General features: G+C 64.1%; 17 protein-coding genes. 7 read left to right on the top strand and 10 right to left on the bottom strand.

Going from position 1 to position 19839, the window contains the following annotated elements:
• Window positions 1-104: 104 nt before the first annotated feature.
• Window positions 105-2960, top strand: coding sequence for an aminomethyl-transferring glycine dehydrogenase (gcvP, locus tag ACR0FC_RS11850; RefSeq protein ID WP_170341173.1), 2856 nt, complete (start codon window positions 105-107; stop codon window positions 2958-2960).
• A gap of 39 nt (window positions 2961-2999) precedes the next feature.
• Here the strand turns inward: gcvP and ACR0FC_RS11845 are convergent, their stop codons facing one another.
• Window positions 3000-4280 carry a cytochrome-c peroxidase gene (locus ACR0FC_RS11845; protein ID WP_170341175.1) on the bottom strand — a complete coding sequence of 427 codons (1281 nt, stop codon included), beginning with the start codon at window positions 4278-4280 and terminating at the stop codon, window positions 3000-3002.
• Window positions 4281-4286: 6 nt separating this feature from the next.
• On the opposite strand from ACR0FC_RS11845, the gene ACR0FC_RS11840 reads away from it, so the two are divergent.
• Window positions 4287-4757: a tetratricopeptide repeat protein gene (locus ACR0FC_RS11840; RefSeq protein ID WP_170341177.1), complete on the top strand. Its 471-nt coding sequence runs from the start codon at window positions 4287-4289 to the stop codon at window positions 4755-4757.
• A gap of 40 nt (window positions 4758-4797) precedes the next feature.
• Here the strand turns inward: ACR0FC_RS11840 and ACR0FC_RS11835 are convergent, their stop codons facing one another.
• Genes ACR0FC_RS11835 through ACR0FC_RS11810 form a run of 6 tightly spaced genes read right to left on the bottom strand, consistent with a single transcriptional unit; the run spans window position 4798 to window position 10374 of the window.
• On the bottom strand, window positions 4798-5859 hold the full coding sequence (locus tag ACR0FC_RS11835) for a TRAP transporter substrate-binding protein (RefSeq protein WP_170341179.1): 1062 nt from the start codon (window positions 5857-5859) through the stop codon (window positions 4798-4800).
• Window positions 5860-5884: 25 nt separating this feature from the next.
• On the bottom strand, window positions 5885-7174 hold the full coding sequence (locus tag ACR0FC_RS11830; RefSeq protein WP_170341181.1) for a TRAP transporter large permease: 1290 nt from the start codon (window positions 7172-7174) through the stop codon (window positions 5885-5887).
• Entirely contained in the window at window positions 7175-7762 is a 588-nt protein-coding gene (locus ACR0FC_RS11825) for a TRAP transporter small permease (protein WP_170341183.1), read from the bottom strand.
• A gap of 52 nt (window positions 7763-7814) precedes the next feature.
• Window positions 7815-8333, bottom strand: coding sequence for a flavin reductase family protein (locus ACR0FC_RS11820; protein ID WP_170341184.1), 519 nt, complete (start codon window positions 8331-8333; stop codon window positions 7815-7817).
• Complete coding sequence (locus tag ACR0FC_RS11815; protein WP_170341186.1) at window positions 8330-9220, bottom strand: aldo/keto reductase; 891 nt, start codon at window positions 9218-9220, stop codon at window positions 8330-8332. Before ACR0FC_RS11815 ends, ACR0FC_RS11820 begins: the two co-directional genes overlap by 4 nt.
• Window positions 9220-10374: an LLM class flavin-dependent oxidoreductase gene (locus ACR0FC_RS11810; protein WP_170341188.1), complete on the bottom strand. Its 1155-nt coding sequence runs from the start codon at window positions 10372-10374 to the stop codon at window positions 9220-9222. Before ACR0FC_RS11810 ends, ACR0FC_RS11815 begins: the two co-directional genes overlap by 1 nt.
• Before the next feature lie 104 nt (window positions 10375-10478).
• Between ACR0FC_RS11810 and ACR0FC_RS11805 the strand changes: the two genes are divergently transcribed.
• The 5 genes from ACR0FC_RS11805 to ACR0FC_RS11785 all read left to right on the top strand — a co-directional run bounded on the left by ACR0FC_RS11805 (window position 10479) and on the right by ACR0FC_RS11785 (window position 16140).
• Window positions 10479-11189: a GntR family transcriptional regulator gene (locus ACR0FC_RS11805; protein WP_093964188.1), complete on the top strand. Its 711-nt coding sequence runs from the start codon at window positions 10479-10481 to the stop codon at window positions 11187-11189.
• A gap of 13 nt (window positions 11190-11202) precedes the next feature.
• Complete coding sequence (locus ACR0FC_RS11800; RefSeq protein ID WP_170341190.1) at window positions 11203-12303, top strand: Gfo/Idh/MocA family protein; 1101 nt, start codon at window positions 11203-11205, stop codon at window positions 12301-12303.
• A gap of 182 nt (window positions 12304-12485) precedes the next feature.
• The gene (locus tag ACR0FC_RS11795; protein WP_170341192.1) at window positions 12486-13640 is read left to right on the top strand and encodes a phosphoserine transaminase; all 1155 of its coding nucleotides are present in this window, start codon (window positions 12486-12488) and stop codon (window positions 13638-13640) included.
• 68 nt (window positions 13641-13708) lie between these two features.
• The gene (gene serA, locus ACR0FC_RS11790; protein ID WP_170341193.1) at window positions 13709-15304 is read left to right on the top strand and encodes a phosphoglycerate dehydrogenase; all 1596 of its coding nucleotides are present in this window, start codon (window positions 13709-13711) and stop codon (window positions 15302-15304) included.
• A gap of 107 nt (window positions 15305-15411) precedes the next feature.
• Window positions 15412-16140 (top strand): metallophosphoesterase family protein, encoded by a 729-nt coding sequence (locus ACR0FC_RS11785; RefSeq protein ID WP_170341195.1) that lies wholly within the window; start codon window positions 15412-15414, stop codon window positions 16138-16140.
• Here the strand turns inward: ACR0FC_RS11785 and ACR0FC_RS11780 are convergent, their stop codons facing one another.
• The 3 genes from ACR0FC_RS11780 to ACR0FC_RS11770 all read right to left on the bottom strand — a co-directional run bounded on the left by ACR0FC_RS11780 (window position 16141) and on the right by ACR0FC_RS11770 (window position 19830).
• Window positions 16141-17658 (bottom strand): malonate--CoA ligase, encoded by a 1518-nt coding sequence (locus ACR0FC_RS11780; RefSeq protein ID WP_170341197.1) that lies wholly within the window; start codon window positions 17656-17658, stop codon window positions 16141-16143.
• Between the two features lie 77 nt (window positions 17659-17735).
• The gene (locus tag ACR0FC_RS11775; protein ID WP_170341198.1) at window positions 17736-18440 is read right to left on the bottom strand and encodes a GntR family transcriptional regulator; all 705 of its coding nucleotides are present in this window, start codon (window positions 18438-18440) and stop codon (window positions 17736-17738) included.
• A gap of 28 nt (window positions 18441-18468) precedes the next feature.
• Window positions 18469-19830 (bottom strand): formimidoylglutamate deiminase, encoded by a 1362-nt coding sequence (locus ACR0FC_RS11770; protein WP_170341199.1) that lies wholly within the window; start codon window positions 19828-19830, stop codon window positions 18469-18471.
• Window positions 19831-19839: the final 9 nt, after the last annotated feature.

The raw sequence follows: 19839 nt of genomic DNA, 5'->3' as shown, positions 1-19839 counted from the left end.
ATATACCGCCGAATTTGGGCTCCGCCCTTCATCTGGCAAGAAATATCCCCGTCGGAGGCTCCCGCAGTCTCCGCCGGGCCTGACCTATCCATGGGAGCGCTGCAATGGCCTTCAAACTGACCGACTACGAAGCCTATGACTTTGCCAACCGCCGCCATATCGGTCCCAGCCCGACCGAGATGCGTGACATGCTCAAGGTAATCGGCTTCAAGACGCTGGACGATCTGATCGACGCCACCGTCCCCCCGGCGATCCGGCAGAAAGACCCGCTGGACTGGGGTCCGGCGATGACGGAACGCGACGCGCTCTATCACATGAAAAAAGTGGCGGGTAAGAACAAGGTTCTGACCTCGCTGATCGGTCAGGGCTATTACGGCACCACCACGCCTGCGCCGATCCTGCGCAACATCCTGGAAAACCCGGCCTGGTACACCGCTTATACGCCCTATCAGCCCGAGATCAGCCAGGGCCGGCTCGAGGCGCTGTTGAACTTCCAGACCATGGTCAGCGACCTGACCGGGTTGGACGTGGCCAATGCGTCCCTGCTGGACGAGGCGACCGCAGCGGCCGAGGCGATGGCGATGGCCAAGCGCGGCGGCCGGTCCAAGGCCAACAACGCGGCCTTCTTCGTGGACAAGAACTGTCACCCGCAGACCATCGCGGTGATCAAGACCCGGGCCGAGCCCCTGGGTATCGACGTCACGGTTGCCGACCCTGACGAGCTGGATGCGGGCGCGGTGTTCGGCGCGATCTTCCAGTATCCGGGCACCTATGGCCATGTGCGCGATTTCACCAAGGAAATCGCGGCGCTGCATGAACACAACGCCATCGCCATCGTGGCCGCCGACATCCTGTCGCTGGCGCTGCTGAAATCGCCGGGCGAGATGGGCGCCGACATCGCCGTGGGCTCGACCCAGCGCTTCGGCGTGCCGATGGGCTATGGCGGCCCGCACGCCGCCTACATGGCCACCACAGACAAGCTGAAACGGGCGATGCCGGGCCGGATCATCGGCGTCAGCATCGACAGCCGCGGCAACAAGGCCTATCGCCTGGCGCTGCAGACCCGCGAACAGCACATCCGCCGCGAGAAGGCCAATTCGAACGTCTGCACCGCGCAGGCGCTGTTGGCGGTGATCGCCTCGATGTATGCCGTGTACCACGGCCCCGACGGGATCAAGGCGATCGCCCAGTCGGTGCACCGCAAGACCTCGCGCCTGGCCGCGGGCCTGGAAGAGCACGGCTTCAAGGTCGAACCCGAGGTGTTCTTCGACACGATCACGGTCGAGGTCGGCCCGCTGCAGAAGACCGTCATGGAGGCGGCGGTGGCGCGCGGCGTCAACCTGCGCAAGGTCGGCGAGACCCGCGTCGGCATCAGCCTGGATGAACAGACCCGCGCCGAGACGATCGAGGCAGTCTGGGGCGCCTTTGGCATCGACAAGAAGGACGACAGCTCGAACAAGCAGTACCGCCTGCCGGACTATGCGCTGCGCGAGACGCCCTATCTGACCCACCCGATCTTCCACAAGAACCGGGCCGAGGCCGAAATGACCCGCTACATGCGCCGCCTGGCCGACCGCGACCTGGCGCTGGACCGGGCGATGATCCCGCTGGGCAGCTGCACCATGAAGCTGAACGCGACGATCGAGATGATCCCGGTCACCTGGCCCGAGTTCGCCAACATGCACCCGTTCGTGCCGGAAGATCAGGCGCAGGGCTATCACGAGATGATCGCCGACCTGAATGACAAGCTGTGCCAGATCACCGGCTATGACGCGATCAGCCAGCAGCCCAACTCGGGCGCGCAGGGCGAATATGCGGGCCTGCTGACGATCCGCAACTATCATATCGCCAACGGGCAGGGGCATCGCAATGTCTGCCTGATCCCGACCTCGGCGCATGGCACCAACCCGGCCTCGGCGCAGATGGTCGGCTGGCAGGTGGTGCCGGTGAAGGCGGATGCGAAGGGCAACATCGATCTGACCGACTTCCGCGAGAAGGCGGAGAAGCACTCGGAAAACCTGGCCGGCTGCATGATCACTTACCCCTCGACCCACGGCGTGTTCGAGGAAACCGTGCAGGAGGTCTGCCAGATCACCCATGACCACGGCGGGCAGGTCTATATCGACGGGGCCAACATGAACGCCATGGTGGGCCTGTCACGCCCCGGCGACATCGGCGGCGACGTCAGCCACCTGAACCTGCACAAGACCTTCTGCATCCCGCATGGCGGCGGCGGCCCCGGCATGGGCCCGATCGGCGTCAAGGCGCATCTGGCCGAGCACCTGCCGGGCCACCCGGAATACGGCACCGCCGTGGGCCCGGTCTCGGCGGCCCCATTCGGGTCTCCGTCGATCCTGCCGGTCAGCTGGGCCTATGTGCTGCTGATGGGCGGCGCGGGTCTGACGCAGGCGACCAAGGTGGCGATCCTGAACGCCAACTACATCGCCGCGCGCCTGCAGGAGGCCTATCCGATCCTCTACACCTCCGAGTCCGGCCGGGTGGCGCATGAATGCATCCTCGACACCCGCCCGCTGGCCGAGGCCGGCAACATCACCGTTGACGACGTGGCCAAGCGGCTGATCGACAGCGGCTTCCACGCGCCGACCATGTCCTGGCCGGTGGCCGGCACGCTGATGGTCGAGCCGACGGAATCGGAACCCAAGGACGAGCTGGACCGCTTCTGCGACGCCATGCTGTCGATCCGCGCCGAGGCGCAGGATGTCATCGACGGCAAGATCGACCCCGAGAACAACCCGCTGAAGAACGCCCCCCACACGGTGCGCGACCTGGTGGGCGAGTGGGACCGACCCTATACCCGCGAACAGGCCTGCTTCCCGCCGGGATCTATGGGCGTCGACAAATACTGGTCGCCCGTCAACCGCGTCGATAACGCCTACGGTGACCGGAACCTCGTCTGCACATGCCCCCCGATGGAGGCTTACGAGGAAGCTGCCGAATAAAAACACTGAAACCCCCGCCCGATCCGGCGGGGGTTTTTCTCAGGGCTTGAAGTCCGCGGGCACGCCAAAAGGCGGCGTCTCCACGCTCGTTCCGGTCAGGGCGTGCAGGAACGCCAGCAGTTGCGCGATTTCACCGTCGCTCAGGTCAACTGGCGTGATGTCGACTTTGGCGCGTTGGCGCGCCATCTCGAACCGGTCCTGCCAGACGATGAAATCGGCCTGTTCCAGCCACGGCACCTTGGGTAGCGCGGCCTGATCGGTCGTCCAGCGTGACAGGCTGGTTGCCGGATTCAGGTGGTGACGGATGATCCCTTCGAGGTCGGGAAAGGCGCCGTTGTGGCCGTAGGGCGCCGTCAGCGCCACGTTGCGCAGCATGGGCGTGCGGAACCGGTAGGCGTCCTCCAGCCGGTCGCTTTCGCCCATGCGGCCCACGTCGCGGGCATAGGCGTCCCATTGCCGGGTGCGGCCAGGGCCGAATGGCGGCAGGGCCAGCGCGTGGAATTTCTGATCCGACAGCAGCGGCCCCGAATGGCAGGCGGCGCACCGCGCCTTGCCGTAGAACAGCTGCATCCCGGCCTTCTGATCGGGGGTCAGGGCGGTCTCGTCTCCGGCCAGGTACTGGTCGAACGGGCTGTCGGTGCTGCGCCATTCGATGGCCATGAAAGCGGCCAGAGCGTTGGCGACATGGGTGATGGTGATGTCCTCGGTGCTGTCCACGTCGTCAAAGGCGGCCACCATCGCGGGGCCGTATTTCGGGTCGGTCCGCACCCGTTTGGCGATGATCGGCCAGCCCTTGTCGATCCGGTCATGCACGGCGCCTGTAACTTCGTTCTCGGCCACGTTTCCGGCCATTTCGAACTGAGCGGTCAGCGGAAACAGCGCCTGCGCGGCCAGCAGCGAGTTCAGCCCTTCGGGCAGCCATTCCTGCGCGGGAGAATTGAACCCGTTGCCATAGACGTCCGACAGGCTGAGCCGCCCGTCATGGAACATCGTGTGGATGTCGCGCGCGCCCAGGTTCCACAGGCCCGGCGCGTTGCGCGGGATGCGCTTGCGGATGCGGTCCGCCCCGGTGCCGGGCGTGCGCTCGGGGCCAAGACCCTGGCCGCCCTCGCCGATGCCCAGCGACAGGCCGTCGGAGGTGCCGAAATCGGGGTGGTGGCAATGGGCGCAGCTGATGTTGCGGTTGCCCGACAGGATCGGGTCATAAAATAGCTGGTGACCGATCGCGGCCTGTTCCCTATCAAAGAACAGAAAGTCGTCATCGGTCAGCGGCGCGGGCAGGTCCTGCGCCCAGGCCGCCCCGCAGAACAGGAGACCCACCGCCCCATGCGCCAGCTTGTGCTTGCCCTTTGTCTTGCCGCCACGCCCGTCTGGGCCGAACTGGAACGGGCCCGCGATCTGATGGAGGCGGGCGAGTTTGCCGCCGCGCGCGAACAGCTTCTGCCCGCGGCCCGGTCGGGCAACGCCGAGGCCGAGGAGTTGATCGGCGTGATGTACGGCCTTGGTCTTGGGGTCGAGCAGGACTACGAACGCGCGTTCGAATGGTATCTGCGTGCCTCGATGAAGGGGCATCCGGGCGCGCAATCGGGTGTGGGGTGGTATTACGAGCTGGGCCTGGGCCTGCCTGCCCCCGATCTGGTGCGGGCCTACATGTGGTACACGCTCAGCGCCATCGGCGGCGACCCCGATGCGGCGATCAGCCTGGAAGAGGTGGTCAAGAAGATGACGCCCGAACAGATCGAAAAGGCCCATGTGCTGGTCAATGACTACAAGGGGTGGATGTACCCCTTTCGGTAAGGGCGGGCCGGGATGACGCGACACCCCGGCCCGAACCGTATCAGTTCAGGTCGGCGGCGCGTTCCGCGTTGATCTCGGCCTCGGCCTCGGCCACGGCCGCGGTCAGAGCGCCATAGATCTCGTCCCCGCGCGCGACGTTCTGCTGGAACCAGTCATAGACCGGGGTCGCGGCCTGCTTGAACGCCTCTTTTTCTTCGGGGGTCGGCACGTACAGGTCGCCGCCACCGGCCACGAAATCCTCATAGGCCTGGATCGACTTGCGCTTGGGCGAGGCAAAGGTGGCCTGCTGCAGCGCATAGAAACCATCGACGACGACACGGCGCAGGTCTTCGGGCATTTCCTGGAACTTGGCGTTGTTCATCCACCACAGCGCGCCCATATAGGCGTGCCCGTCCAGCGTGACATATTGCAGGCCGGCATCGGGGAACTTCATGCCCATGATGTCGGTGATGCCGTTCTTCGAGCCGTCAACCACGCCGGTCTGGAAGCTGGTGAACAGTTCCGGCCACGGGATCGGGGTGGGCGAGGCGCCCAGGGCCTTGACCAGTTCCTGCGGCAGGTCGGCGACCACGGTGCGGATCTTCAGCCCGTCCATGTCGGACGGCTGGGTCACGCGGCGCTTGGTGTTGGCGAAATTGCGCCAGCCGCCGGTGTTGCCAATGGTCATCAGACGGATCGCGCCGCCCGAATCTTCCAGCGCCATTTCGCGCATCTTGCGGGTGAAATCACCCGACAGGACCCGCTCGGCGATGCGGTCGTCGGCCATCAGATAGGGCAGGTCCAGAACCTGCACGTACGGGAAGATGCCCGAGGCCCCGCCCGAGGTCGAGATGTAGATGTCGATGGTGCCGTCGGCCACGCCCTGCAGGCATTCGGCCCCGTTCGAGCACAGCTGCGTGCCGATGAACAGCTCGACCTCGATCGCGCCGTTCGAGGCGTTCTCGACGAAGTTCTTGAACACGACCAGGCCGTCATAGTCCTCGTCGTTTTCGTTCGAGTTGGCGGTGGCGCGCAGCGTATAGTCGGCCGCCGAGGCCGCCAGCGCCGAGGCCGCCACCAGCGACGTGGCCAGTGCTGCGGTTTTGAAGAATGTTCTGAGCATGCGTTTCCTCCCTGTGGTACTCAGTCTAGTTTGCAAATCCCGTCAAACGCGGGATCGTCATGGATATTGCGGGGACATAGGTGATCAGGAAGATCACTGCGATTTCGACGGCCAGGAACGGCAGGATCGCCTTGGCGATGGTTTCCACCCGTTCGCGTGACACGGCGGCGGCCACGAACAGCACCAGCCCCATAGGCGGTGTGGCCAGGCCAACGGTCAGGTTGACGCTCATGATGATGGCGAAATGGATCGGGTCGACGCCCAGGCTGGTGAAGATCGGGCCCAGGATCGGCCCCAGGATGATGATCGCCGGGCCTGCATCCAGGAACATGCCCACGACGAACAGCAGCAGGTTGATCAGGAACAGCAGGATCAGCGGGTTTTCCGACAGTCCGAGGATCAGCGCGGCCAGTTGCTCGGGCGTGTGGCTGAGGCTGACCACGGTCTTGAACGCCATCGCCGCCCCCACCAGCAGCAGCACCACGGCCGAGGTCATGCCCGCGTTGCTGAGGACGTCGGGCACCTCTTTCAAGGTCAGCGTGCGCAGCACGAAAAACCCGATGATGAAGGCATAACCCACGGCGACGGCGGCGGCCTCGGTCGGGGTGAAGATGCCGCCCAGGATACCGCCCAGGATGATCACCGGCGTCATCAGCGGGAAAAAGGCCTTGAGGCTGGCCTGACCGCGCTCGGGCCAGGTGTATTTGCGGCTGGCCACCGGGAAATCATACCGGTCGGCCATGACCTTGATCATCAGCATCAGACCGATGCCCACCATGACGCCCGGCACGATGCCGGCCAGGAATAGGGCCGCGACGCTTTCTCCCATGACATAGGCATAGATGATCATGATCCCCGAGGGCGGGATGATCGGTCCGATGACCGAGCTGGCGGCGGTGATCGCGGCGGCGAACTTGCGGGTATAGCCCTGCTTCTCCATCGCCGGGATCAGCATCGAGCCCAGCGCCGAGGTATCGGCCACCGCCGAGCCCGACAGCCCCGCGAAGAGGATCGAGCTGAGCACGTTCACATGCGCCAGCCCGCCGCGCAGATGCCCCATCAGTGCCTGGCTGAACTCGACCAGACGGATGGTGATGCCGCCGCGGTTCATCAGCTCTCCGGCCAGCATGAAGAAGGGGATGGCCATCAGCGGAAAGCTGTCCATCCCGTTGTAGACGTTGCGATACAGCAAGGTGATGTCGTTGGTCTGGCCGTTCAGCCAAAGCAGCAGGCCGGGCGCGGCCAGCAATGCGAAAAAGACCGGCAGGCCAATCAGCAGAAACACCAGGAAGACGGGCAGGAACCAGACCAGCATCTATTCGGCCCCCACGGCGGCTTCGGGGATCTCGGGCAGCAGTTCACCGCCGCCCAGCATGGTGATGATCGAGCGCAGGATCAGTTCGACGTTGACCGACAGCAGCAGGATCACGCCCACCAGCAGGGAGGCCATCATCCAGCTGCGCGGGATCCGATACCATTCGTCAAAGCCCAGCGAGGTGGGCAGGTACAGCGCTGCGGTGGCGAAACGCCCGCCAAAGCCCGTGACCTCGGACCAGCCGATGCGCACGGCAACCACCAGAACCGTCAGGCTGAGCAGCAGCAGAAACAGGTTCAGCAACTGGCCGGGTACGCGCGGCAGAAAGCGGACCAGCATGTCGATGGCCACGAACCCGCCGCGCCGGAATGCGGTGGGTGCCATCAGGCCGGTCATCCACAACATGCAGAACCGCGCCGCCTCGTCAGGCCAGGGCAGGGCGTTGCCCAGAACGTAGCGGAAGAACACCTGGATCAGGATCGCGGTCACCATGAAGGCGATCGCAACGACACCGACCGCGCGGCCCAGACGCAGCGCGGTTTCGTTCACGAATGCGATCGGCGCAAGCACCGATGTCAATCCGCCCATGCGGATCCTCCCTGTTCAGGCCGCGGGTTTTGCCCGCGACCGTGTTCCGCGCTTATTGGTGCGCGAATTGGCCGAGCTTGCCGGCGTAAAAGGTCAGCGCGTCTCCGTCCGCCATGCTGGCCCGCAAGACCTTGCCCACCACGATAACGTGATCGCCCGCATCGTGATACGCATGTTGTTCACATTCGAACCGCGCCAGGCATCCGCGCAGCAGCGGCGTTCCGTTTTCGCATCGGTCGTGGTCGATTTCGCGTAGGGCAAAGGCGTCTTTCGAGCAGCCAAAGCACAGCTCGGCCTGGTCGGCAGACAGAACATGAACACTGAAATGACGCGCCTTGTAAAAATAGGGGAACCGGCGCGAGTTCCGGTCGCCGGCCCACATCACCAAGGGCGGGTCCAGCGACAGCGAGGAAAAGCTGTTGGCCGTGATGCAGACCGGCCCGTCGGGGCTGTCGCACGTCACCACGGTAACGCCGGTGGCGAACCGGCCGAAAGCGTCCCGCAGGGTGCGGGTGTCGTCCTTGTGCGGAATGAAGGTGCGCGCCATGTCGTTCGAAAATGCGTTCATCATGGTACCTCATGCCCCAGCGCCGCCTCGTAGAGGCGGAACCAGACTTCACGATCCAGATTGACTTTGAGGGCGTCCGAAATGCGCTTGATGCGGTCCAGGCTATTGGTGCCCAGAACCGGCAGGATGCCGGCCGGATGGGCCAGCAGGAAGGCCACGGCCACCGCGGCCCGGTCGACGCCGAACTGCGCGCCGATCTCATCCGCGACCACGCCCACCGGAGGATTACCCGCCATCAGCGCTCCGCCGCCCAGCGGCGACCACGCCATCACCGGGTGGCCGTGCTGCTGGTGAAAGGCCAGATCGCCATTGGTGAACGGAGCGATCGCGCCCAGAGAAATCTCGATCTGGTTGGTCACCAGCGGGGTCTTCATGGCCGATTGCAGCAGTTGCCAGTCCCAGGAGCGGAAATTCGACACGCCCACTGCGCGGACCTTGCCGCTGGCCACGACCTCGTCCAGCGCGGCGCCGGTTTCATGGTGGTCCATGAACGGGTCGGGGCGGTGGATCAGCAGCAGGTCGATATGGTCGATCGCCATTTCCCACAGCGAGGTGTCGACCGATTTCAGGATGTGCGCGCGCGAGGTGTCATAGTATTTCACCTTGGCATCCGCATAGCGCCCGCAGGGGGCGACGATGTCGCATTTGGTGACGATCTCCATCCGGTCGCGCAGGCCGGGATTGGCGCGCAGGGCGTTGCCCAGAATCGCCTCGGCGCCATAGTCGCCATAGATGTCGGCCTGATCGAAGCTGGTGATGCCCTGATCCAGACAGGCGTGGATTTTGGCCGCCACATGCGCGGCCGAGGTGTCGCTGTCATCGCCCAGCCGCCACATGCCATAGACAAGGCGGCTCAGTTCTAGGGTGTCAGAAAGCTTGATACGTTGCATCAACGACGAACTCCGTTGCCCAGCGGCGTCGCCGGGGTGTCAGCAGGGACCCTTCCGTAGGCTTCGGGAAGAGAGCAGGTTTTCAGATGCGGCATCACGCGGGTGCCGAAATGGCGGGCCTCGTCCATATGCGGATAGCCCGAGAAGATGAAGGCGCGGATGCCCATCTTCTGATACTCTTCAATCTTCGACAGCACCTGGTCGGTCGACCCCACCAGCGCCGCGCCGCAGCCTGACCGCGCCCGGCCGACGCCCGTCCACAGGCCCGGCTCGACATAGCCGTATTTGTCGGCCAGCTCGCGGTTCCTGGCCTGATGCGAAACACCGAGCGAGGTGGCGTCCAGCGCCCGTTCGCGGATCGCGCGGCCGTATTCGTCATCCAGTTTCGACACGATGTAGTCGGCGTATTCCTTGGCCTCGGCCTCGGTATCGCGCACGATCATGTGCACCCGCAGGCCATAGTCCAGCGTGCGTCCGTATTCGTCGGCCACCGCGTGGACGGCCTTCATCCGCTCGGCCAGCTGGTCTTTGGTTTCGGGCCACATCAGATAGACGTCGCAATGCTGCCCGCACAGCTTCAGCGCATCGGGCGAATAACCCCCGAAATACAGCAGCGGCCCGCCGGTCTGATAGGGTTTGGCCGGATCGGTCGTCAGTCCCGAGAAATTGTAGACCTGACCTTGGTAATTGATCTCATCCTGCGCCCAGGCCTGTTTCAGAATCTCGACCACCTCGCGCGAGCGCTGGTAGCGATAGCTGCTCTCGGCCTTTTCCCCGGGAAAATCCGACGAGATGATGTTGACCGTCAGCCGCCCCTTCAGCATGTGATCCAGCGTCGCGATGGTGCGCGCCAGCATGATCGGCTGCATCTCGCCGCAGCGAACGGCGGCCAGCAGGTTGATCTTTTCGGTGATCGGGGCGCAGCCGGCGACGAAACTCAGCGTGTCCTGCCCCACCTGATACGAGGACGGGCACAGGATGTTGCGGAAGCCCTGCGCCTCGGCCTCTTTCACGATGCCCGAGCAATGTTCCCAGCTGGAGCGCAGATCCCCGTCGGGCACCCCCAGAAACTGATAATCGTCCGAGCACAGCGCCGCGAACCACGATACCTCGGCCGCATCCAGATCGGGGGATGTGATGGGGACGATCGTCATCTGATTCTCTCTCCTGCCGAGCTCAACTTTTCTCTTGCGTAGCAACCACATTGATGTAGATCAATAGTGTATCAATTTTTTCTGCGACCAAGTGAAGCGCCCGCGTGCCCCCATCCACCAGAAACCCCAACGCCCTGCCGATCTATGTGCAGATCGCCGAGCTGCTGATCCGCGACATCGCCGCCGGCCGGCTGATCGACGGCGAGCGTCTGCCGCCCGAGCGGGACATGGCGGCGCAGTTGAACGTCTCGGTCGGGACGCTGCGAAAATCGCTCGCCGAGCTGGAAAAAAAGGGGATGCTCGAGCGGATCCAGGGCTCGGGCAACTACGTGCGCGAGACCGGGACCCAGAACAGCGTCTATGCCATGTTCCGGCTGGAGCTGCCCGAGGGCGGCGGCCTGCCGCGCGCTGACATCCTGTCGGTCGATCACCTGGACAAGCCCGCCGACCTGCCCGATTTCGGCACCTCACGGCGCGGGTCGCGCGTGCGGCGGATGCGCTATCTGAATGACACAATCATCGCGGTCGAGGAGATCTGGCTGGACGAATCAGCCGGTCTGATCGACCGGCGGCTGCTGTCGGACTCGCTCTATCGCTATTACCAGCAGCAGCTTGGGTTCTGGATCACCCGCGCCGAGGATCGGGTTTCGGTCGGCCGGCTGCCCGACTGGACCCCCGCGCACTTCACCCGGCCGGCGGGCGAGACCGTCGGTTACATCGAGCGGTTCAGCTGGTCGGAACGGCCTGAACCCGTCGAGTTTTCGAAAACCTGGTTCGACCCGGACCGGGCAACTTACGTCCAACGACTGAAATGACGAGGAAACGCGCATGACCCGGACCATGAATTACGGGCTGATCGGATGTGGCATGATGGGGCAGGAACACCTGCACAACATCGCCCTGCTGGAGGGCACGCAAGTGGCCGCCATTTTCGAGCCCGACCCCGAGATGGCGCGCGCCGCGCAGGCGATTGCGCCGGGGGCCAGGATGGTGCCGTCGCTGCAGGATCTGCTGGCGGTCGAGGCGCTGGACTGCCTGGTCATAGCCAGCCCCAACCATCTGCATGTGGATCAGATCGCCCAGATCGCCGAAACGCGTCCCTTGCCCCTGTTGGTGGAAAAGCCGCTGTTCACCAACCCCGACGATGCGGCCCGTCTGGCCGAGATCGAGCGCAGCTATCCCTGTCCGATCTGGGTGGCGATGGAATATCGCTACATGCCGCCCATCGCCGCCCTGATCGCCGAGGCGCAGGACACCAGCGGCGGGGTCAAGATGCTGAGCATCCGCGAACACCGCTTTCCGTTTCTGGAAAAGGTCGGCAACTGGAACCGGTTCAACCGCAACACGGGCGGCACCTTCGTCGAGAAATGCTGTCATTTCTTCGACCTGATGCGCCTGATCCTGCAATCCGACCCGGTGCGCATCAGTGCCAGCGGCGGGCAGGCCGTGAACCATCTGGACGAAACCTATGACGGGGAAACCCCCGACATCCTGGACCACGGCTATGTCATCGTCGATTTCGCTTCGGGCGCGCGCGCGATGCTGGAGCTGTGCATGTTCGCCGAGGGCGCGCGGTATCAGGAGGAAATCTCGGTCATCGGCCCCAAGGCCAAGATCGAGGCACTGGTGCCCGGGCCGGGCCGGTTCTGGCCCGAACATCTGGGCGCGCCGCCGGTGCCGCAGTTGATCGTCAGCCCGCGCGACCCCAAGGGCCCGATCGCCCGCGACATTCCCGTCGATCCGCTCCTGCTGGCGGCGGGCGACCACAACGGCTCGACCTTCTATCAGCACCAGGGCTTTCTGGCACTGGTGCGCGGTGAGCGCGACGCCCCGGATGTCAGCCTGACCGACGGCATGTGGGCCGTGCGCATGGGGCTGGCGGCACAGCAATCGCTTGCCACGGGTGAAACGGTCCGGCTGGATCGCTGAGGTCTTTCTGCGGGTGCAAAATGCGCCGATCGGAAACCTGTGTTCCGATTTGGCGTCACCGCCCGTGTCGTTTTTGATATTCAAAGCGTCTTTTCCGCTTGCCCGCCCATCCGCGGCCCCCTAGGTCTGGCCGCGGGACACCCCTCCCCAACGAGGGGCGTATATCTGGAAGGGTAACACCAATGACCATCGAACGACCGGCAACGCGGCCGGCCAATCCGCGTTTTTCCTCGGGCCCTTGCGCCAAACCCCCCACATTCGAGCTGAACAAGCTGGCCGATGCCGCGCTGGGCCGGTCGCACCGCGCCGCCGTCGGCAAGGACAAGCTGAAGGCCGCCATCGAAGGCACGCGCGAGCTGCTGGGCATTCCGGCCGACTATCGCATCGGCATCGTTCCGGCCTCGGATACAGGCGCGGTGGAAATGGCGCTGTGGTCGCTGCTGGGCGAACGCAAGGTCGAGATGCTGGCCTGGGAAAGCTTTGGCGCGGGCTGGGTCACCGACGTAGTCAAACAGCTGAAGATCGACGCCGAGGTGAAAACCGCCGACTACGGGCAGATCGTCGATCTGGCGTCCATCGATTTCAACAATGACGTGGTCTTTACCTGGAACGGGACCACCTCGGGCGTGCGGGTTCCGAATGGCGACTGGATCGCCGATGACCGCGCCGGCCTGACCATCTGCGACGCCACCAGCGCCGCTTTCGCGATGGACCTGCCCTGGGACAAGCTGGATGTCACCACCTTCAGCTGGCAGAAGGTTCTGGGTGGCGAGGCCGCGCATGGCATGCTGATCCTCAGCCCCCGCGCGGTTGAGCGGCTGGAAAGCTATACCCCCGCATGGCCGCTGCCGAAGATCTTCCGCCTGACCAAGGGTGGCAAGCTGATCGAGGGCATCTTTACCGGCGCAACCATCAACACGCCGTCGATGCTGGCGGTCGAGGATTACCTGTTCGCGCTGGACTGGGCGCGCTCGGTCGGCGGGCTGCAGGGCCTGATCGCCCGCGCCGATGCCAACGCTCAGGCGATTTTTGAGTTTTGCGACCAGAACGACTGGATCGACAACCTGGCCGAGGACCCGGCCACGCGGTCGAACACCAGCGTCTGCCTGAAATTCACCGATCCGCGTGTTCGCGACGGCGCAAGCTTTGCCAAGGCGGTCGCCAAGCGGCTGGAGGCCGAGAACGTGGCGCTGGACATCGGCGCGTATCGCGATGCGCCGGCCGGGCTGCGCATCTGGTGCGGCGGCACGGTCGAGACGTCCGACATCCAGGCGATGCTGCCCTGGCTGAAATGGGCATTCGAGGCCGAGATCGCGGCCCAGGCCGAAGCCGCCTGACCCCTTTCCCTTAGAAGATCCGGGCCGTGTCCGGCCCGGAGTTATCATCCCATTCAAGGACCACGCACATGGCCCCCAAAGTACTCGTATCCGACAAGCTCAGCGAAACCGCGGTTCAGATCTTCCGCGACCGCGGCATCGACGTGGATTTCATGCCCGACGTGGGCAAGGACAAGGAAAAGCTGGCCGAGATCATCGGCAACTATGACGGCCTGGCCATCCGCTCGGCCACCAAGGTCACCGAGAAGATCCTGGAAAAGGCCGACAAGCTGAAAGTGATCGGCCGCGCTGGTATCGGCACTGACAATATCGACAAGGACGCGGCCTCGAAAAAGGGCGTGATCGTGATGAACACGCCGTTCGGCAACATGATCACCACCGCCGAGCACGCCATCGCGATGATGTTCGCTGTGGCGCGCCAGATCCCCGAGGCCAATGCCAGCACCCATGCGGGCAAGTGGGAAAAGTCCAAATTCATGGGGGTCGAGCTGACCAACAAGACGTTGGGCGTGATCGGCGCCGGCAATATCGGCGGCATCGTCTGCGATCGGGCGCAGGGCCTCAAGATGAAGGTCATCGCCTATGACCCCTATCTTGGCCAGGAGAAGGCCGACAAGATGGGCGTGGAAAAGGTCGAGCTGGACGAGCTGCTGGCACGGGCCGATTTCATCACCCTGCACGTGCCGCTGACCGACCAGACCCGCAACATCCTCAGCCGCGAGAATCTGGCCAAGACCAAGAAGGGCGTGCGTATCATCAACTGCGCCCGCGGCGGTCTGGTCGACGAAGAGGCGCTGGCCGAACTGATCAAATCCGGCCATGTCGCCGGCGCGGGGTTCGACGTGTTCAGCGAGGAACCGGCCAAGGAAAACCCGCTGTTCGGCCTGCCCAACGTGGTCTGCACCCCGCATCTGGGCGCGGCGACCACCGAAGCGCAGGAAAACGTGGCGCTGCAGGTGGCCGAGCAGATCTCGAACTATCTGCTGACCGGCGCGGTCGAGAATGCGCTGAACATGCCCAGCGTCACCGCCGAAGAGGCCAAGGTCATGGGCCCGTGGATCAAGCTGGCCGGCCATCTGGGCAGCTTCATCGGCCAGATGACCGACGAGCCGATCAAGGCGATCAACATCCTGTATGATGGCGTGGCGGCGCAGATGAACTTGGCCGCGCTGAACTGCGCGGTGGTGGCGGGGATCATGAAACGCTCGAACCCCGAGGTGAACATGGTCTCGGCCCCGGTCGTGGCCAAAGAGCGCGGCGTCAAGATCTCGACCACCAACCAGGACAAATCGGGCGCCTTCGAGGGCTATATCAAGGTGACCGTGGTGACCGACAAGCGCGAACGCTCGATCGGGGGTACCGTGTTCAGCGACGGCAAGCCGCGCTTCATCCAGATCAAGGGCATCAACATCGATGCCGAGGTCGGCGCGCACATGCTGTACACCACCAACGAGGACGTGCCGGGCATCATCGGCACCTTGGGGAAGACCATGGGCGAGCATGGCGTGAACATCGCCAACTTTACCCTGGGCCGCGCCCAGGCGGGCGGCGAAGCGATCGCGCTGCTGTATGTTGACGAGCCGGTTCCGGCCGAAGCCCGCGCCAAGCTGGCTGAAACCGGGCTGTTCACCCAGATCAAGCCGCTGGAGTTCGACGTGGTCTGATCCGGCAAGACCCGGATGAAAGCGATTGACGCCTGCACCCACCCGGTGCAGGCGTTGTCGTTGCAAAGGCCCGCAAATCCAACCCGGCCCGGAACGGAGACATGGACATGACTGCGCCCATCTACGCCATCGGAGATCTGCACGGCCAGACGGCCGAGTTCGACCGCGCCTTGTCGCTGATCGAGCAGGATGGCGGGCGCGATGCGCGGATCGTGTTTCTGGGCGACTACGTCGATCGCGGCCCCGACAGCAAGGGCGTGCTGGACCGGCTGATTGCCGGGCGCGACGCCGGGCGGAACTGGGTCACGCTGCTGGGCAACCATGACCGCATGTTCGCGTGGTTCCTGCAGGATGAGCCGCGCCATGATCCGCATCTTCTGGTCGGGTACCACTGGCTGCACGAGCGGCTGGGCGGCACCGAAACCCTGCGCAGCTATGGCGTCGAATTCGAGGACCGCACCCGGCTGCAAGATGTGCATCGCGCGGCCCTTGCGGCGGTGCCGACCGCGCACAAGGCATTTCTGCGTGACCTGGTGCGGATGCATCAGACCCCCGAGCTTGCCTTTGTCCATGCCGGCATCCGGCCGGGCGTGCCGCTGAGCGCGCAGGCCGAAGACGATCTGGTCTGGATCCGTCAGAGTTTTCACGCCTGCGAAACCCCGCACCCCAAGCTGATCGTGCATGGCCACACGGTGGTGGACCGCCCCGCCCATTACGGGAACCGCATCAACCTGGACAGCGGCGCAGGCTACGCCCGCCAAACCGGGGTTGCCGTGTTCGAGGGGCGCGACTGCTGGCTGCTGACCGAAGCCGGACGCGTGCCGCTGCGCCCCTGATCAGCCGCCCGCGAACATGTCCTTGTAGGTCTCACGCAGAACGTTTTTCTGCACCTTGCCCATCGTATTGCGGGGCAGTTCGTCCAGCAGGATCAGCCTGCGGGGATGTTTGAAACGGGCAAGGCTTTTGCTCACCGCCTCCATGATCGCATCCAGATCCGGTGCCGCGCCGACCTCGGGCACCAGGATGCCCAGCACGGTTTCCCCGAAATCCGGGTGCGGCACGCCGATCACCGCGCTTTCCAGCACGCCGGGCTGGTCATCCAGAACCAGCTCGATTTCCTTGGGATAGATGTTGTATCCGCCCGAAATGATCAGGTCTTTGCCGCGTCCCACTATTTGCACATAGCCATCCGCGTCGATGCGGCCCAGATCGCCGGTGATGAAGAACCCGTCCTCGCGCAGTTCGGCGGCGGTTTTCTCGGGCATCTGCCAATAACCCTTGAACACGTTCGGCCCGCGCACCTCGATCATGCCGATCTCGCCCTGTGGCAGCGGCTCGCCCGTTTCGGGGTCGGTGATCTTCAACTCGACCCCCGGCAGCGGAAAGCCCACCGTCCCGGCGCGGCGCTCGCCTTCATAGGGGTTCGAGGTGTTCATGTTGGTCTCGGTCATGCCATAGCGTTCCAGGATCCGGTGGCCGGTGCGGTCCTCGAACCGCGTGTGGGTTTCGGCCAGCAGCGGCGCCGAACCGGATATGAACAGCCGCATGTGCCGTGCCAGGTCCCCGGTGAATCGGTCGTCGTCCAGAAGCCGGGTATAGAAGGTCGGCACCCCCATCATCGAGGTCGCCTTGGGCATCAGGCGCAGGATGTCGTCCAGATCGAAGCCCGGCAGAAAGATCATCGACCCGCCGGCCGGCAGCATGACATTGGTGGCCACGAACAGGCCATGGGTGTGAAAGATCGGCAGCGCGTGCAGCAACACGTCGTCCGCGGTGAAGCGCCACTCCTGCACCAGCGTTTCGGCGTTCGACAGCAGGTTCGCCTGCGTCAGCATGGCGCCTTTGGACCGCCCGGTGGTGCCCGAAGTATAAAGGAAGGCCGCCAGGTCATCCTCGGTCCTGTGCGCGGGTTCGAAGGCTGGCAACATCCCAAGTGCGCGCCGCATCAGGCTGCCGGAACCGTCCGCGTTCAGGGTTTCGAGCATTGCATTCTGCGCTTGGGCAATCGGCTCGATATCGGCTTGTGAATTGGCATCCGCGACAACCATCCGAGCACCGCTGTTTTCGATGAAATACCGCAGCTCGTCTGTCGTGTAGGCGGTGTTCAGCGGCAGAAAGATCAGCCCGGCCTGAACGCAGGCTGCGTAAAGCGCCAGTGCCTCGGGCGATTTCGCGACCTGCACCGCAACGCGGTCATCAGGTTCCAGTCCGCAGGCCGTCAAAGCGTTGGCGATCCGGGCCGCCATGTCCAGGAAATCGGCATGTGAGAGAACGCGTCCGTCCGGCAGATGCAGGAACGGCGTTGTCTTGCCCGCGTGAATGCCGAAAAGTCGATCGTATAGCGGGTTGCTCATCCCGTTCTCCGTGTTGCCGTTGTTCGGTCAAGGCGAACCTGTACCGGATTCGGGCCGCGGTAAAGGCCCGGACAACCTCAGAACCGGGTGGTCATCCGGTAGCCTGCCGCGAAATACATCTTGGCGAAGGTAACCGGGCTGCCTTGCAACCAAGTGATACGTTCCGCGGTAAAAACCGGCTCCCCAACCGTTACGTCCAGAAACCCGGCCAGTTCGGCATCGGCGCGGCTTGCCAGAAAAGACAGCTCGACATTGGTGAAGGGGACCGTCTGGATCAGCCATTCATTGGGTCCCAGCGTCGAGAAATCAGCCTGTTCGACAGCCGGGACGCTGGCCGTAACGATCCAGCGATCTTCGAACTGAAACGGGGTGTTGTCCAAAAAATGCATACACCGCACATGAATCACCCGCCGATCCGAACCCAGCGCCAGCCGCGCGGCCAGCCATTCGGGTGCCTGATCGGCTTGGGCCGAGACAAGTGCATAGCGGTAGGTGCCGCCCAGAGCTTCGACCTCTTCCCGGACCAGCGGGATGGTGAACCGGGCCTGTCTTTGGGGCGCGCTCAGCACCCGGGTACCGGCCTTGCGGCGGCGTTCCAGAAATCCTTCTTCGGCCAGTTCGCGCAGTGCCCGATTGACCGTGGTACGCGTGCACGAAAATTCGACCGCAAGGTCCTGCTCGTTGGGAAGCAACATGTCCGGCAGCCACTGGCCCGAGCGGATGCGGTCAAGCACAGTCTGCTTGATTTCCTTGTAGCCGGTCGTGTCAGCGGTCTGGGTCATCTTGATCTCAACTCAGTTCTTTGCCGGTTCAGACGTCGGTCAACAGGTCTGCAATCGCGGCTCTGTAGTCTCTGATTATCGTCTCGCGCGCAATATGCCTGCCATCCCGCACCATATGACGGCCCGCCGACCACAGATCCGTTACCAGACCATCGGGTGCGGCAAAGCACAAGCCGTCCAGAAGTTGATGATCCGCCAGCGCGCAAAGCGTCGGGTGCGACCGGTCAACCGCCGCCAGGTCGGCCAGTTTGCCGACCGCGATCTTTCCGGCATTGCGGCCCAGAGCCTGCGCCCCGCCTTGTGCCGCGCCGGTGTACAACGCATGTCCCACGGAACCGTTGGCTGCCGCCAGAACCGCGCGGGATCGGTCGCGAAGGCGCTGGGAGTATTCCAGACTGCGCAACTCCTCTGGCAGAGAAATCCGCACGTTAGAGTCTGATCCGACACCGAACCGTCCTTGAGTTTCAAGGTAGGGCACTCCGTTGAAGATCCCGTCGCCTAGGTTGGCTTCTGTGATCAGACACAGGCCGGCCACGGCCCCCGAACGCGCCAGAGCCCGTGTTTCGGCGTCGTTCATCTGGGTAGCATGGATCAGACACCAGCGTGAATCGACCTGGGCATTGTCCAGAAGCCAGGCGACCGGGCGTTGGCCCAAAGCGGATTGCACGTCCTCGACCTCTTTCACCTGTTCGGCGATATGGATGTGAACCGGACCCTCCGGAACTTGCGCCAGCAGCAGGGCCAAGTCTGTGGGTGAGGTGGCGCGCAAGGAATGCGGCGCGATGCCGACCACCGTGTCCGCGGCAAGATCTGCGGCAGCCGACCGGCATTCGTGATACAGGTCCATGAACCGGTCTACGTCATTGCCGAACCGCAACTGGCCGCCAGACAGGGGCTCTTGCCGGACGCCGCCGTAGGAATAGAGAACCGGCAAATGGGTCAGACCGATTCCCGTCCGCAAAGCTGCTGCGAAGATACGCTGGCTCAGCTCGGAAAGCTGGTCGTAGGGCGCGCCGCCGGGTTGGTGATGCACATAGTGGAATTCCCCGACCGCGGCATATCCGGCCTCCTGCATCTCAAGGAACACCAGCGCAGCGATGGCCTCCATCTGCGCGGGCGTCAACCTGTCCAGAAAGCGGTACATCAGATTTCGCCAGGACCAGAAGCTTTCCCGCCCGGCTGCGCGAAACTCGGTCATACCGGCCATGGCGCGCTGAAACGCGTGGCTGTGCAGGTTCGACAAGGCTGGCAGCAGGACATCAACGCTGGTGTCGGCCGACTGCGGACGCGCGCCGATCTCCAATCCGGTGATGACGCCATTCGCAGTTTCGACCCTCAGGTTCGAAACCCAGTCAGAGCCTAACAAGGCGGTTTTGGCATGGATCGGCATCAGTGCTTC

The sequence above is a fragment of the Ruegeria sp. BB9 genome, from assembly GCF_056539345.1.
The sequence above is the reverse complement of the archived record's forward strand: the minus strand, read 5'-3'. Positions and strand labels throughout refer to the sequence as shown.

Bases quoted from the DNA above. Each gene is read 5' to 3' on its own strand.
- ACR0FC_RS11780 (WP_170341197.1), bottom strand. From the start codon at position 17,658: ATGAGCAACCCGCTATACGATCGACTTTTCGGCATTCACGCGGGCAAG.
- ACR0FC_RS11830 (WP_170341181.1), bottom strand. From the start codon at position 7,174: ATGCTGGTCTGGTTCCTGCCCGTCTTCCTGGTGTTTCTGCTGATTGGC.
- ACR0FC_RS11775 (WP_170341198.1), bottom strand. From the start codon at position 18,440: ATGACCCAGACCGCTGACACGACCGGCTACAAGGAAATCAAGCAGACT.
- ACR0FC_RS11815 (WP_170341186.1), bottom strand. From the start codon at position 9,220: ATGCAACGTATCAAGCTTTCTGACACCCTAGAACTGAGCCGCCTTGTC.
- ACR0FC_RS11785 (WP_170341195.1), top strand. From the start codon at position 15,412: ATGACTGCGCCCATCTACGCCATCGGAGATCTGCACGGCCAGACGGCC.
- ACR0FC_RS11840 (WP_170341177.1), top strand. From the start codon at position 4,287: ATGCGCCAGCTTGTGCTTGCCCTTTGTCTTGCCGCCACGCCCGTCTGG.
- ACR0FC_RS11820 (WP_170341184.1), bottom strand. From the start codon at position 8,333: ATGATGAACGCATTTTCGAACGACATGGCGCGCACCTTCATTCCGCAC.
- serA (WP_170341193.1), top strand. From the start codon at position 13,709: ATGGCCCCCAAAGTACTCGTATCCGACAAGCTCAGCGAAACCGCGGTT.
- ACR0FC_RS11770 (WP_170341199.1), bottom strand. From the start codon at position 19,830: ATGCCGATCCATGCCAAAACCGCCTTGTTAGGCTCTGACTGGGTTTCG.
- ACR0FC_RS11825 (WP_170341183.1), bottom strand. From the start codon at position 7,762: ATGGGCGGATTGACATCGGTGCTTGCGCCGATCGCATTCGTGAACGAA.
- ACR0FC_RS11810 (WP_170341188.1), bottom strand. From the start codon at position 10,374: ATGACGATCGTCCCCATCACATCCCCCGATCTGGATGCGGCCGAGGTA.
- ACR0FC_RS11800 (WP_170341190.1), top strand. From the start codon at position 11,203: ATGACCCGGACCATGAATTACGGGCTGATCGGATGTGGCATGATGGGG.
- gcvP (WP_170341173.1), top strand. From the start codon at position 105: ATGGCCTTCAAACTGACCGACTACGAAGCCTATGACTTTGCCAACCGC.
- ACR0FC_RS11795 (WP_170341192.1), top strand. From the start codon at position 12,486: ATGACCATCGAACGACCGGCAACGCGGCCGGCCAATCCGCGTTTTTCC.
- ACR0FC_RS11835 (WP_170341179.1), bottom strand. From the start codon at position 5,859: ATGCTCAGAACATTCTTCAAAACCGCAGCACTGGCCACGTCGCTGGTG.